Annotated in this window: 14 protein-coding genes; 6 read left to right on the top strand and 8 right to left on the bottom strand. The window is 60.2% G+C overall.

Going from position 1 to position 13,123, the window contains the following annotated elements; translation table 11 throughout:
- Positions 1-26 precede the first annotated feature (26 nt).
- The 6 genes from FIV35_RS10650 to rplU all read right to left on the bottom strand — a co-directional run bounded on the left by FIV35_RS10650 (position 27) and on the right by rplU (position 4,361).
- Positions 27-509, bottom strand: a complete 483-nt coding sequence (locus FIV35_RS10650) for a glutathione peroxidase (protein ID WP_034139265.1) — start codon at positions 507-509, stop codon at positions 27-29.
- A gap of 101 nt (positions 510-610) precedes the next feature.
- The gene (locus FIV35_RS10655; RefSeq protein WP_034100556.1) at positions 611-1,075 is read right to left on the bottom strand and encodes a CreA family protein; all 465 of its coding nucleotides are present in this window, start codon (positions 1,073-1,075) and stop codon (positions 611-613) included.
- A 15-nt stretch (positions 1,076-1,090) separates the two neighbouring features.
- Positions 1,091-2,209, bottom strand: coding sequence for a glutamate 5-kinase (proB, locus tag FIV35_RS10660; RefSeq protein ID WP_034139267.1), 1,119 nt, complete (start codon positions 2,207-2,209; stop codon positions 1,091-1,093).
- Positions 2,210-2,336: 127 nt separating this feature from the next.
- The gene (cgtA, locus tag FIV35_RS10665; protein WP_024077369.1) at positions 2,337-3,560 is read right to left on the bottom strand and encodes an Obg family GTPase CgtA; all 1,224 of its coding nucleotides are present in this window, start codon (positions 3,558-3,560) and stop codon (positions 2,337-2,339) included.
- A 194-nt stretch (positions 3,561-3,754) separates the two neighbouring features.
- A complete protein-coding gene (gene rpmA, locus FIV35_RS10670) occupies positions 3,755-4,012 on the bottom strand; it encodes a 50S ribosomal protein L27 (RefSeq protein ID WP_003176049.1) in 258 nt (85 codons plus the stop codon).
- 34 nt (positions 4,013-4,046) lie between these two features.
- Entirely contained in the window at positions 4,047-4,361 is a 315-nt protein-coding gene (gene rplU, locus FIV35_RS10675) for a 50S ribosomal protein L21 (RefSeq protein WP_003176051.1), read from the bottom strand.
- Positions 4,362-4,600: 239 nt separating this feature from the next.
- Between rplU and FIV35_RS10680 the strand changes: the two genes are divergently transcribed.
- The 3 genes from FIV35_RS10680 to FIV35_RS10690 all read left to right on the top strand — a co-directional run bounded on the left by FIV35_RS10680 (position 4,601) and on the right by FIV35_RS10690 (position 6,447).
- Positions 4,601-5,569, top strand: a complete 969-nt coding sequence (locus FIV35_RS10680) for a polyprenyl synthetase family protein (protein WP_034139268.1) — start codon at positions 4,601-4,603, stop codon at positions 5,567-5,569.
- Positions 5,570-5,687: 118 nt separating this feature from the next.
- Positions 5,688-6,029 carry a zinc ribbon domain-containing protein YjdM gene (locus tag FIV35_RS10685; RefSeq protein WP_034100559.1) on the top strand — a complete coding sequence of 114 codons (342 nt, stop codon included), beginning with the start codon at positions 5,688-5,690 and terminating at the stop codon, positions 6,027-6,029.
- 160 nt (positions 6,030-6,189) lie between these two features.
- Complete coding sequence (locus tag FIV35_RS10690; protein WP_003194088.1) at positions 6,190-6,447, top strand: PA4570 family protein; 258 nt, start codon at positions 6,190-6,192, stop codon at positions 6,445-6,447.
- Between the two features lie 63 nt (positions 6,448-6,510).
- Here the strand turns inward: FIV35_RS10690 and bamJ are convergent, their stop codons facing one another.
- The gene (gene bamJ / locus FIV35_RS10695; protein ID WP_034100560.1) at positions 6,511-7,128 is read right to left on the bottom strand and encodes a BamJ family beta-barrel-assembly machinery protein; all 618 of its coding nucleotides are present in this window, start codon (positions 7,126-7,128) and stop codon (positions 6,511-6,513) included.
- Between the two features lie 113 nt (positions 7,129-7,241).
- The gene (locus FIV35_RS10700) at positions 7,242-8,465 is read right to left on the bottom strand and encodes an OprD family porin (protein WP_034139269.1); all 1,224 of its coding nucleotides are present in this window, start codon (positions 8,463-8,465) and stop codon (positions 7,242-7,244) included.
- Positions 8,466-8,649: 184 nt separating this feature from the next.
- Between FIV35_RS10700 and FIV35_RS10705 the strand changes: the two genes are divergently transcribed.
- From FIV35_RS10705 to FIV35_RS10715, 3 genes are all read left to right on the top strand, one after another.
- On the top strand, positions 8,650-9,546 hold the full coding sequence (locus FIV35_RS10705) for a LysR family transcriptional regulator (RefSeq protein ID WP_034139293.1): 897 nt from the start codon (positions 8,650-8,652) through the stop codon (positions 9,544-9,546).
- 109 nt (positions 9,547-9,655) lie between these two features.
- Positions 9,656-11,083, top strand: a complete 1,428-nt coding sequence (locus FIV35_RS10710; protein WP_034139270.1) for a YfcC family protein — start codon at positions 9,656-9,658, stop codon at positions 11,081-11,083.
- A gap of 34 nt (positions 11,084-11,117) precedes the next feature.
- Complete coding sequence (locus FIV35_RS10715) at positions 11,118-12,947, top strand: CocE/NonD family hydrolase (protein WP_034139271.1); 1,830 nt, start codon at positions 11,118-11,120, stop codon at positions 12,945-12,947.
- Positions 12,948-13,123 lie beyond the last annotated feature (176 nt).

Raw genomic sequence — 13,123 nt, forward strand, 5'->3', positions numbered from 1 at the left:
ATGCTTGCGCCCGCAGGTGAGGGGGATCAGGACAAGGCTTTTTCGATGGCCTGAATGACCGTCGGATCATCCGGCGCCGTGCGCGGCGAGAAGCGCGCAAGCACGCGGCCATCTTTACCCAGCAGGAATTTTTCGAAGTTCCAGGTGATATCCCCAGGAAACTCGGCACCCTCGCCCGCCAGCAAGCGGTACAGCTGGTGACGCTCAGGGCCGTTCACGTCGAGTTTGCTACCCAGGGGGAAGGTCACGCCGTAATTCAGGCTGCAGAACGCGCGGATTTCTTCCTCGCTGCCGGGTTCCTGGCCCGCAAACTGGTTGCACGGCAGGCCCAGCACGGTAAATCCGCGGCCTTTGTATTGTTTATAGAGGTTTTCCAACGCCGCATATTGCGGGGTCAAACCGCACTTGGACGCAACGTTGACCACCAGCACAACTTGCCCCTTGAAAGGCGCCAGCGGCAGCTCCTGTCCGTCTAAAGCTTTGAGTTTCAGGTCGTGGAAAGCACTCATGACGAACTCCAGATATCCCATGTTCTATGCATTGCGGCTGTTCGAGAGTACAGACCGCAAGCCTGCAATCATAGACGGCGATTACAAAACCCGCCTGCGGGTTACTGAGCGGTCGGCCACGGCAAAATCGGAATCGCCGTGACGGCATTCTGCGGGCTGCCCTCGATCAGGCGGTCGCTGTAGACCAGGTACACCAGGGTATTGCGCTTCTTGTCGAGGAAACGCACCACCTGCATGGTCTTGAACACCAGCGAGGTGCGCTCCTTGAACACTTCATCGCCATCCTTGAGTTCGCCCTTGAAGCGGATCGGCCCGACCTGACGGCAGGCGATCGAGGCTTCGGCGCGGTCTTCGGCCAGACCAAGGCCGCCTTTCACGCCGCCAGTCTTGGCGCGCGAGAGGTAGCAGGTCACGCCGTCGACCTTGGGGTCATCGAACGCTTCGACCACGATCCGGTCATTGGGGCCGACGAATTTGAACACCGTCGACACCTGGCCAACTTCCTCGGCAGACGCCAGCAGCGGCATGGCCAACAGCAGGCCGAGCAATCCTTTCATTACGCGCATCGTGTATTCCTTTGGTTAAACCAGGATCAGGTTATCGCGGTGCACCAGTTCCGGCTCCGCCATGTAACCCAATAGACCGACAATCGCGTCGGACGGCTGCCCGATGATTTTTTGCGCTTCCAGAGCGCTGTAGTTGGCCAGGCCGCGGGCGATCTCACGACCGTCCGGCGCCACGCAGACCACCATCTCGCCACGGCGGAAGCTGCCCTGCACTTGCTTGACGCCTACCGGCAACAAGCTTTTGTTGCCTTGGGACAACGCCGCCACAGCGCCGTCGTCCAGCACCAGGGTGCCACGGGTTTGCAAATGCCCCGCCAGCCACTGCTTGCGTGCCGCCAACATGCCGCGCTCCGGCGACAGCAACGTGCCGATGCGCTCGCCGGCCTTGAGACGGTCCAGCACACGCTCCAGGCGCCCACCGACGATGATGGTGTGCGCGCCGGAACGCGCCGCCAGGCGCGCAGCGCGCAGCTTGGTCTGCATACCGCCACGGCCCAAAGCACCGCCGACACTGCCGGCCACGGCATCGAGCGCCGGGTCATCGGCGCGCGCTTCGTAAATAAGCTGGGCATCGGGGTTGTTGCGCGGGTCGGCGTCGAACATGCCGTCGCGGTCGGTGAGGATCACCAACAGATCGGCTTCCACCAGGTTGGCCACGAGGGCGGCCAGGGTGTCGTTGTCGCCGAAGCGGATTTCGTCGGTGACCACGGTATCGTTCTCGTTGATCACCGGGATCACCTTGAGCTCCACCAGGGCGCGCAAGGTGCTGCGGGCGTTCAGGTAGCGTTTGCGGTCGGACAGGTCGTCGTGGGTCAGCAGGATCTGCGCGGTGTGACGGCCGTGCTCGGCAAAGCTGGATTCCCAGGCTTGCACCAGGCCCATCTGGCCGATGGCGGCCGCCGCCTGCAGCTCGTGCATCGCGCTGGGTCGCGCGGTCCAGCCGAGGCGGCTCATGCCGGCGGCAACCGCCCCGGACGACACCAGTACCAATTCAACACCGGCCTCATGCAAGGCCACCATCTGCTCGACCCAGACGCTCATGGCTGCGCGATCGAGCCCCTTGCCATCCGCCGTCAGCAGCGCACTGCCGATCTTTACGACCCAGCGCTGCGCGCCTGTCACTTTGCTCCGCATCATCTTCAACCTTAGAGTGAGGGCTGCGCGACCCAGCGCGGCCCATAACGTTATTCGTGGCTACTTTAAAGACTACAGATACCAAAACGCCGCTCAAGTGAGCGGCGCTTAAGTTTACTGCAACGAATCAGTCGCGCACGTAAATGATTTCCGGACCGTCTTCGTCATCCACGTCTTCTTCGTCCCAATCATCGTCGCCGATGTCGTGGACCGACTTCACGCCGCTACGGCGCAGGGCACGCTGGTCATCCAGAGCCTGCAGTTGGGCGCGCGCTTCGTCTTCGATACGCTGGTCGAGTTCGGCCAGTTCGGCCTTGAACACCGGATCGGCCGCCAGGCGGTCGGCGCGGTCTTCCAGGTAGCGCATGATGTCGCGGGTCAGGCGCTCGGTGCCTTCTTTGGCGATGGCCGAGATCACATAGACCGGACCGGTCCATTCCAGGCGATCGACGATTTCCTTGACGCGTTCCTCGTGTTCTTCTTCGAGGATCTGGTCGCACTTGTTCAGCACCAGCCAACGATCACGCTCGGCCAGGGAGGGGCTGAACTTGGTCAGCTCGCTGACGATCACTTCGGCGGCGTCTGGTGCACTGGTGTCATCCAGCGGCGCCATGTCGACGAGGTGCAGCAGCAAACGGGTGCGGGACAAGTGCTTGAGGAAGCGAATACCCAAGCCAGCACCGTCGGAAGCGCCTTCGATCAAGCCGGGAATGTCGGCGATCACGAAGCTTTTCCAGCGGTCTACGCTGACCACGCCCAGGTTAGGTACCAGGGTGGTGAACGGGTAGTCGGCGACTTTCGGCTTGGCGGCCGATACCGAGCGGATAAAGGTACTCTTGCCAGCGTTCGGCAGACCCAGCAGACCCACGTCCGCCAGTACTTTCATTTCCAGCTTGAGGTCACGCTGCTCGCCCGGCTTGCCCGGCGTAGTCTGGCGCGGCGCACGGTTGGTACTGGATTTGAATCGGGTGTTACCCAAACCGTGCCAGCCGCCCTGTACCACCATCAGTTTCTGACCGGCCTTGGTCAGGTCGCCGATCACTTCCTGGGTCGCCGAGTCGATGATCGTGGTGCCTACGGGTACGCGCAGGACCAGGTCTTCACCCTTCTTACCGGTGCAGTCGGTGCTGCCGCCGTTGGAGCCACGCTCGGCATCGAAGTGCCGGGTGTAACGGTAGTCGACCAGGGTGTTGAGGTTTTCGTCGGCCATCATGTAGATGGAACCGCCGTCACCGCCGTCGCCGCCGTTGGGGCCACCGTTTTCGATGAACTTTTCGCGACGGAAACTCATGCAACCGTTACCGCCGTCGCCTGCTTTTACTCGGATGGAAACTTCATCAACGAACTTCATAACAAAACGCCTCTCGTCGCATGGACGAGCTTAAGAAACCAAGACATAAGACTCTTGCAAAAATGAGCGCAGCGACCTCAAGCAACATCCGCAAAATCCGCTGCTCTTGCCCATCACAAACAGCTTTGCAAGAGACTCACTCCACAAACGAAAAAGCCCCGTCGCAAGACAGGGCTTTTCCAGCGATCTCGCAATTAAGCTGCGACAACGCTCACGTAACGGCGGTTGAACGCGCCTTTTACTTCAAACTTGATCACGCCTTCGATTTTAGCGAAGAGGGTGTGATCTTTACCCATGCCAACGCCGTAGCCAGCGTGGAATTGGGTGCCGCGCTGACGCACGATGATGTTGCCCGGAATGATTTTCTGGCCGCCATACATCTTCACGCCAAGGCGTTTGGCTTCTGAGTCGCGACCGTTACGGGTACTACCACCAGCTTTTTTGTGTGCCATGAGTCAATTCTCCTAGTGAGGAATTAGGCTGAAATTAAGCCTGAATACCGGTGATTTTGATCTCGGTGTACCACTGGCGGTGGCCCATACGCTTCATGTGGTGCTTACGACGACGGAACTTGATGATGCGGACTTTATCGTGACGACCTTGGGAGATCACTTCAGCCACAACGGTAGCGCCAGCAACGACTGGAGCGCCGATGTTCACGTCATCGCCATTGGCGACCAACAGAACGCGATCAAAAGTCACGGATTCGCCGGTAGCGATTTCCAGTTTTTCGATCTTCAGGTATTCACCTGGGGCGACCTTGTATTGCTTGCCACCAGTAACAATTACTGCGTACGACATGGTATTTCTCCGATAATCCTGCTCACCCAGCGCTTTATAAGAAGAGGTATTGGCTGGCATGGCTGCATGGGATGGACGTCCCGAATGCAATTGCGTAAGGCAGGTGCTGCCCAGGAAGTTCAGGGTGCGCGATTGTACGCAAGGTAAATGGGTGTTGCAAGAGGCCGTCCATCGCGCCTTGACACTGCGGGGCCTGGGTCCTAGCATGCCGCGCAACCCTTCTGGAGCGACTGTCGCTGATGCAACCCCAAGCTTTCTACCGCGCGGTCGCGGACGATTTTAGCGCCGTCGACGGCATCATCAAGCAGCAGCTGACATCTAAAGTGCCGCTGGTCTCCAAAATTGGCGACTACATTACGTCGGCCGGCGGCAAACGCCTGCGTCCTTTATTAGTGTTGCTGTGCGGCAAGGCCCTGGGCCGCGAAGGCGATGACCTGCGCTTGCTGGCCGCCACCATTGAATTCCTGCACACCGCCACCCTGCTGCATGACGACGTGGTCGACATGTCCGGCATGCGCCGTGGCCGCGAGACCGCCAATGCCATGTGGGGCAACGCGCCCAGTGTGCTGGTGGGTGACTTCCTGTATTCGCGCTCGTTCGAAATGATGGTCGAGCTGGGCTCGATGCCGGTGATGAAAATCCTGTCCCAGGCCACGCGCATCATCGCCGAGGGCGAAGTGCTGCAACTGTCCAAGGTGCGCGACGCCAGCACCACCGAAGAAACCTATATGGAAGTGATTCGCGGCAAAACCGCGATGCTCTTCGAGGCCTCCACCCACAGCGCCGCCGCGTTGTGCGGCGCGACCGCCGAGCAGGCCGAAGCCTTGCGTACGTTCGGCGATCATCTGGGCGTGGCATTCCAGTTGGTGGACGATTTGCTCGACTACCGTGGCGACGCCGAAACCCTGGGCAAGAACGTCGGCGACGACCTGGCCGAAGGCAAGCCCACCCTGCCACTGATCTACACCATGCGCGAAGGTACGCCGGAGCAGGCTGCCCTGGTGCGCAAAGCCATCCAGAAAGGCGGGATCGAAGACCTGGAAAGCATCCGTGAGGCCGTCGAGGCGTCTGGTTCGCTGGAATACACCGCGCAACTGGCCCGTGACTACGTAGCCCGTGCCATCCAGTGCCTGGACGCCCTGCCCGCCAGCGAATACCGGGACGCCCTGGTTGAGCTGAGTGAGTTCGCGGTAGCCCGTACGCACTAAGTCATTCCAATGTGGGAGGAGCTTGTCTCCTTCCACATTTAGATTTCATTCAACCTGTAAGACCATAAATCCCTATACAATGTGCGACTTTAGCCATCCTGACCTTTAAGGAGCGCAAGTGAGCACTTTGCCACCCTGCCCGAAATGCAATTCCGAATTCACCTACGAAGACGGCACTCAACTGATCTGCCCGGAATGCGCCCATGAGTGGTCCGCCAATGGCGAGACCGAAGCAGCCGGCGATGAAACCGTTAAGAAGGACTCCGTGGGCAACGTGCTGCAGGACGGCGACACCATCACCGTGATCAAAGACCTCAAGGTCAAGGGCACCTCGCTGGTAGTAAAAGTCGGCACCAAGGTGAAGAACATTCGCCTGTGCGACGGTGACCACGATATCGATTGCAAGATCGACGGCATCGGCCCGATGAAACTCAAGTCCGAGTTCGTGCGCAAAGTCTGAATCTGCTGCTTCCATCCCGCGCCCGCCGCGGGATGGCGTTTCGCCCTCTGCGTTGACCGAACGCAATGCCCTTCCAGAAAAAACAGAAAATCGCCAATAGGCACTTGCTATTCAGCGAATAAGAATTATTCTCATTGAAACTCATCAAGGAGAATTGACCATGACTTATTTGATCGACGCCTGGCTGGATCGCCCACACCCTTACCTGCGGATCCTGCATCGGGAAACCGGCGAAGTCTGCGCGGTGCTTGAAGAAGAAGCGTTGAATGAACTGCAAGACCAGGGCGACCTGGACGTCAACGGCCTGAGTTCGAGCGAACCCGGTGTGCTCAAGGAGGTGGTGCGTAACCTGTTTCTGTTCTGCTATGCCCGAGCCTTGCGCCCGGCCACTGAGCTCAATGGCAAGTTTCATCCATGAGCTACGCCACCCAACACTGTAGGAGCGAGCAAACTCGCTCCTACAGGTGATCAGCCAACAGTCTTACAGAACGTCGAGCAGCTCGACGTCAAACACCAGAACGCTGTGCGGCGGGATGCTGCCAACGCCTTGAGCGCCGTAAGCCAGCTCGCTCGGCACGTACAGGCGCCATTTGCTGCCGGCATTCATCAGTTGCAGAGCTTCGGTCCAACCGGCGATCACGCCGCCGACCGGGAATTCGGCTGGCTGGCCACGCTCGTAGGAGCTGTCGAACACAGTGCCGTCGATCAGGGTGCCGTGGTAGTGGGTACGCACTTGGTCTTCACGGGTCGGCTTGGCGCCGTCGCCCTGGGTCAGCACTTCAAATTGCAGGCCGGAAGCCAGGGTGGTGATGCCTTCGCGCTTGGCGTTTTCAGCCAGGAAGGCCAGGCCGGCACCGGCGGCCGCTTCAGCCTTGGCAGCTGCTTCAGCTTGCATGACTTCGCGGATCACCTTGAAGCTGGCAGCCATTTGTTCCTGATCAACACGGCTTGGCTTGCCCGCGAAAGCGTCGGTCAGGCCGGCCAGGATTGCGTCCAGGCTCACGCCCGGTGGCGGGTTGTCGCGCAGTTGGTCGCCCAACTGACGGCCGATACCGTAGCTGACGCGGGTTTCGTCGGTGGACAGATTAACTTCGGACATGAAGAGGCTCCGCTGTAGGGCGGTACTGAAAACACTGTCTCCCGCACCGCCCAAAACTAAAAGGGCCCGCAGACTAGCACACAAGACAGCCCTGTGATCAGCCCCCGCCCCGACTACCAGAGTGCCAGGTCGTATGTGAGATAGAGCCGATAATTGTCCCGGTCACTGGCGTAGGTCGAACGATAGGTCGCCTTGCGCACCTCCACCCCAAGACCTTTGAAAGTGCTGTCCTGGATCACATAGCGCAGATTGGTGTCGGATTCCCATTCGCGGGCCTCACGCCCCTTGTAGTCACCGTTCTCACCCTTGTAGTAACGGGTTATAAAGCTCAGGCCGGGGAGCACGTTGGCAAAATCGTAGTCGTAGCGCAGCATCCAGGTTTGCTCACCCGCCTGGATGAACTTGCCCACACCGGCATTACTGAAGGAATACACCGTCGATACGCTGGCATACGGCAACGCAGTATCGCCCCGCACCTTCTGATAGCCGACGCCGAACGCTTGTGCGCCCAGTCGGTAAGTGAACAGCCCGCTGAAAAGGTCACTGTCGACCTTGCCATTACGCGCCTCCCCCGCCTCGCCGCTGATGAAGTAGCGCACGTCGCTAGTCAGCGAGCCACGTCCAACCGGTTGTTTATGGACAAGGCCGAAGAATTGCTGGCGATAGAACTCACGCATCTCGCCGTAATACCACGTTGCGCTCAGGCTCGGCGTCAAAGCATAGGTGGCCCCGGCGAAGTCGAAGTCGCTGCCACGGTTGCCGGTGTAGCCCTGAGGATAAATAGCCACGCTGTCGGTGGAGTTGCGCTGCTTGAACCGATCCAGATGCCCGGTGTGCAGGTACAGGTCAGGAATGCCGGTGTATTCCAACTGGGTGCCCTGGAACGTTTGCGGCAACAGGCGCCCATCGTTGTGCACCAACACTGGGATCTTGGGCAATAACGTGCCACTTTTCACCACCGCATCGCCCCAGCGCAGCTTCGCGGTGACGCCCAGGCTGGAGAATTCACTGGCCGCGTGGCCATCGTCGTGCACCGGCAACAGGCCGGTTCCGGCATGGGTGGGGCTGGAATCAAGGCGCAGCCCGGCAAGGCCGAGTGCATCCAGGCCAAACCCCACGGTGCCCTCGGTATAGCCGGACTGCAGGTTGAGCAGAAAACCCTGCGCCCACTCTTTGCGATCTTCGCCGCCATCGCGGTAACCGTCGTTGAAATAGAAATTGCGCAGGGTCAATCGCCCGTGGGAATCCTCCCAGAAGCCTTGCGCCATAAGCGCCGGTGACAGGCTTGCCATCAGGCTCGCCGAGACTATTTTTCCCCTGCTGATCAGTCTGCGCATGGCCGCTTCCTCAATGCCTTTTTATGGTTTTTTATGGGCAGTTCGATGGCGCGACACACTGGACGGAATGTCGCGATGGAGCGGACACTAACGGCTCGTCGAAAGCCCTACAACGTTATGCGAGATGCGCATCAGGCTATGCGCAAAGCAGCAATTGCCGCTCGCAACCGCCAGGAAAACCATGGTGAATCTCAAGCAACTCGAAGCCTTCAAGGCGATCATGTCCACCGGCTCGACCATCGGCGCCGCAACGCGCATGGGCCTGTCGCAATCTGCGGTCAGCCGTCTGCTGAGCCAACTGGAAGAAGCCTTGGGGTTCGTGTTGTTTCTACGCAAGAAAGGCCGCCTGATAACCACCCCGGAAGCAGAAGAGATGCTGATGGAGGTCACCGGCCTGGTGGACGGCATGCAGCGTATTCAGCGCCTGGCCGACGAAATGCGCGTAGGTCGCTCGCGCAAGAGCCTGCTCAAGGTCGGGGTGCCCACCAGCATGACCCAGGAGCTGTTGCCACCTATCGTTGCGGAGTTTCTCAAAGACCATGAGGACATCGTCGTGGAGCTGCTGACTGGTTCCTACGACACCATCGAGCGCGCCGTACTCGACCGTTCCGCCGACCTGGGCTTCGTACGCCTGCCGACGGAAATGCCCGATTTCGACATCGAACCGGTGCTGCAAACCGAAGGCGTCTGCGTGATGCCGGCCGACCACCCTCTGACTCGTCACGCCTGCATCGAAGTGCAGCACCTGCGCAATGTGCCGCTGGTGATGCTGGGCCGGCAACGCGCTTTACGGGCGCAACTGAACCAGGTGTTCCGCGCCGCCAACCTCACCCCCCAAGTGCGTGTCGAAGTGCATTCCGTAGGCGCGGCGTGCAGCTTTGTCGCCGAAGGTCTGGGGGTGTCCATCGTCAATGGTCTGCTGGCCAGCCACTTCCTGCATTTGCCGATTGTCACACGACCTTTTCGGCCGGCGCTGCCCTACGCATTCGGCCTGGCCTACCGCGTCAACGAACCCCGCTCACGAGTGGTGACCGCGTTCGCCGAGCATCTCAAACAGCGCCTGGCGCCACAAAACGCATAGCCCAACCCACCCTGCGCATAACGTTGTCGGCGCAAAAACTTTGCCCTAGTGTCCGCCCAACACACGTCACTCCCCCATAACAAAAACGGCGAACGCCGGGGCAGCCAGCATGAGCGAACCACAGATCACCTCCCCTCAAGCAGGGGTAGAAAAACCGACACTGCGCAAACAGATCAACCCGACCATCATCCTCCTATGCATCGTCTTGCTCGCGGTCGCCTTCACCTACGCGGTGAACGCGGGCAAGTTCGAGCGCCAGAACGGCCTGGTGGTACCGGGGTCCTACCAAGTGCTGGAAAAACACGATGCGTTGGGCCAACTGTTTTCACTGGAGCCGCGCAAGGTCAGCGATCCGGTGGCCCGCCCGGTGTCGCTGGTGGAAGGTTTCATGGCGATTCCCCAGGGCATCGAGAAACGTGCGGCGCTGATCTTCATGGTGTTGTTCATCGGCGGCATGTTCGGCGTGCTCAACAAAGCCGGGGTGATCGACGCCGGGCTGGAGCGCCTGCTGGGGCTGACTCGAGGCAATATCTACGTGCTGGTGCCGAGCCTGATGCTGGTGTTTTCCGCCGGCAGCACATTCATGGGGCTGGCCAAGGAATTCATTCTGATCGTGCCGCTGATGGTCGCCATGGCCAATCGTCTGGGACTGTCGAACCTGATCGGCCTGGCAATCGTCGCAATCTCCGTGAAGATCGGTTACCTCGCGTCGATCTCTAACCCGGTGGCGTTGTCCGTCGCCCAGCCAATGGTCGGGCTGCCGATATTCAGCGGGCTGAGCATGCGCGTGCTCGCCTACTGTAGCTTCCTGCTGGTGGGGATCGCCTTCGTGCTGTGGAGTATTCGCAAGCACGGTTTCGATGCGAGCGCGCAAATCACGTTCGAACGCAAACCCCTACCCATACGCCACCTGATCAACCTGACCGTCTTAATGGCGGGCATCGGCTTCCTGGTGTATGCCTCCAACCGCTGGGCCTGGAAATACCACGAACTGTCGGCGTTTTATCTGCTCCTGACGGTGGTGTTCAGCGTTGTCGCTGGGCTAGGGGCAAGCGTCGCCGCCAGCGCCTTCGTCGATGGCATGAAAAAAGTCCTGATCGCGGGCGTCCTGATTGGCCTGGCCACCGCCGTGGAAATCATCCTGAGTACCGGCCAGGTACTGGACACCATCGTCAACAGCCTGGCCAATCTGGTGGGTGACCACGGCCCGATTGTGTCGGCCTACGGCATGTTCTTCGCACAACTGGGACTGGATGTGTTGATCCCCTCCACGTCAGGCCAGGCCGCCGTCACCATGCCGATCTTCGGCCCGTTGGGCCAACTGTCCGGCGTCAGTCCACAAACCACGGTGTTCGCGTTCTTGATGGGCAACGGCCTGACCAACATGATCACCCCGACCTCCAGCGGCTTGCTGGTACTGCTGGCCACGGCCAATGTCGGCTGGGGCCAATGGGCGCGCTACATCCTGCCGCTGTTCCTGATCTACGCCGTACTGGCGATGGTGCTGCTGGCCATCGCGGTCACGAGTGGGTACTGAGTCAATGACTGCTTTGCGAGGACGTATTTCCCCCATGCAAACCCTGCTTAACCAGATGATCCCGATGCGCGACGGCATTTGCCTGGCCACCGACATCTACTTGCCCGCACAGGGCGAGGGGCCTTTTCCGGTAGTCATCGAACGTACGCCTTACGACAAGAGCAAACCCTCGCGCTCGGAAAAACAGCTCGACGGCCAACACATCTCCCGCGAGCAAATGGCCGCGCGCTTTACCGATCAAGGCTTTGTCGCGATCTTTCAGGACTGCCGTGGCCGCTATGCCTCGCAAGGGGTGTTCACCAAATACACCGCCGAGGGCCAAGACGGTTTCGACAGCCTGGCCTGGATCGTCCGGCAGCCCTGGTGCAACGGCAAGCTTGGCAGCATGGGTCTTTCTTACGCGGCCCATACCCAACTGGCGATGGCGTGCCTGCATCCGCCCGGCTTGAGCAGCATGGCGCTCGACAGCGGCGGCTTCGCCAACGCCTATCAGTGCGGGATACGCCAGGGTGGCGCGTTCGAACTCAAGCAAGCCACTTGGGCCTTTCGCCAGGCCAAGGAAAGCCCCACGGCACTGGCCGATCCGCAAATTCGCCAGGCCTTGGAGCAGGAAGACATTCATCAGTGGTTCACACGCATGCCGTGGCAACCCGGCCAGTCGCCCTTGCGCCATGTGCCGGAATACGAGACGTACTTACTGGACCAGTGGGCCCAAGGCAGCTTCAGCGAATATTGGCGCAAGAACGGTCTCTATGCCGAAGGCCACTATGGCCGGCTGCCTGATATTCCGGTGCTATTCATGTCCAGTTGGTACGACGCCTACGTCAGTTCGACCCTGGCCAACTACCGTGCTTTCGTGCAAAACGGCACGGCAAAGTCCCGACTGGTCATGGGACCGTGGCTACATGGTGATCGCAACATCAGCCACAGCGGCGACGTGGAATTCGGACCCACCGCGGTGTTTGACGGGCAGGTCGAGCAGGACTGGCTGAGCTGCCGCCTGGCATGGTTCGAGCAAACCCTCAACGCCTCGGCCCAAGCAGCGCAGACCCGCGTGCAGGTATTTTTGATGGGCGGCGGCAGTGGTCATCGCGACCGCAACGGCCGCCTGGAGCATGGCGGGCGCTGGCTGCAATCGACGCAATGGCCACTGCCGGACAGCCAGGTGCTGACCTTATACCTCAATGCCCCCGGGCAATTGAGCCACACAGCACCCGAGGCCGACAGCGCGAGCCTGAGCTACCTCGCCGACCCGGCACACCCGGTCCCGACCATCGGCGGCGCGCTGACCTCCGGCGCTCCGGTGTTCGTGGGCGGGGCTTTCGACCAACGTGAACGCGCGGACTTCTTCGGCACCTGTGGTAACGACCGCCCCTTGAACGAACGCGACGATGTGCTGAGTTTCCAGACCGAGCCTCTGGAGGAAGACCTGATCGTCGCCGGTGACGTACAGATTGAGCTGTGGATCGACAGCGACGCCCCCGACACTGACTTCACCGCCAAGTTGATCGATGTATACCCGCCCAGCGCCGATTACCCCGAGGGCTTTGCGATGAACATCACCGACGGCATCCGGCGTTGTCGCTATCGCGATTCGTGGACCCAACCGAAGCCACTCACAGCGGGCGAGCGGGTCAAGGTGCTGATCGAGCCTTTCGCTATCTGCAACCTGTTCAAGCGTGGCCACCGACTTCGCCTGGACATTGCCAGCAGTAACTTCCCGCGCTTCGACGTCAACCCCAATAGCGGCGAACCCTGCGGCCAGGCTAACCACCCACGGGTAGCGCGCAATACCCTGCACCTGAGTCGCGACGCCGCGTCTTGCCTGAGGCTGACCATCGTGTCCACCGTCACCACAGCGTAAACGCACAAGGGCGCCATCGCTGCCTGGCGATGGTGACCCTTCGTCGCCCCGCGCAATAAAAGCACTACAGAATCGTCTCTTGCCGCCGATACATTCCTTCTCAACTTGGCTGGCTCAAACAACAACACCGTCCAGCAGACAAATCACTTTTGCGGAGCATTCGATGAACAGCTGGT

It is taken from the genome of Pseudomonas rhodesiae (genome assembly GCF_007858255.1).
Taxonomy (GTDB): domain Bacteria; phylum Pseudomonadota; class Gammaproteobacteria; order Pseudomonadales; family Pseudomonadaceae; genus Aquipseudomonas; species Aquipseudomonas rhodesiae.

What these genes read in the sequence shown, in the direction of transcription:
- FIV35_RS10690 (WP_003194088.1), top strand. Translation starts at nt 6,190, where the DNA reads ATGACTTATTTGATCGACGCCTGGCTGGATCGCCCACACCCTTACCTG.
- bamJ (WP_034100560.1), bottom strand. Translation starts at nt 7,128, where the DNA reads ATGTCCGAAGTTAATCTGTCCACCGACGAAACCCGCGTCAGCTACGGT.
- rplU (WP_003176051.1), bottom strand. Translation starts at nt 4,361, where the DNA reads ATGTCGTACGCAGTAATTGTTACTGGTGGCAAGCAATACAAGGTCGCC.
- FIV35_RS10710 (WP_034139270.1), top strand. Translation starts at nt 9,656, where the DNA reads ATGAGCGAACCACAGATCACCTCCCCTCAAGCAGGGGTAGAAAAACCG.
- cgtA (WP_024077369.1), bottom strand. Translation starts at nt 3,560, where the DNA reads ATGAAGTTCGTTGATGAAGTTTCCATCCGAGTAAAAGCAGGCGACGGC.
- FIV35_RS10715 (WP_034139271.1), top strand. Translation starts at nt 11,118, where the DNA reads ATGCAAACCCTGCTTAACCAGATGATCCCGATGCGCGACGGCATTTGC.
- rpmA (WP_003176049.1), bottom strand. Translation starts at nt 4,012, where the DNA reads ATGGCACACAAAAAAGCTGGTGGTAGTACCCGTAACGGTCGCGACTCA.
- proB (WP_034139267.1), bottom strand. Translation starts at nt 2,209, where the DNA reads ATGCGGAGCAAAGTGACAGGCGCGCAGCGCTGGGTCGTAAAGATCGGC.
- FIV35_RS10680 (WP_034139268.1), top strand. Translation starts at nt 4,601, where the DNA reads ATGCAACCCCAAGCTTTCTACCGCGCGGTCGCGGACGATTTTAGCGCC.
- FIV35_RS10700 (WP_034139269.1), bottom strand. Translation starts at nt 8,465, where the DNA reads ATGCGCAGACTGATCAGCAGGGGAAAAATAGTCTCGGCGAGCCTGATG.
- FIV35_RS10650 (WP_034139265.1), bottom strand. Translation starts at nt 509, where the DNA reads ATGAGTGCTTTCCACGACCTGAAACTCAAAGCTTTAGACGGACAGGAG.
- FIV35_RS10655 (WP_034100556.1), bottom strand. Translation starts at nt 1,075, where the DNA reads ATGCGCGTAATGAAAGGATTGCTCGGCCTGCTGTTGGCCATGCCGCTG.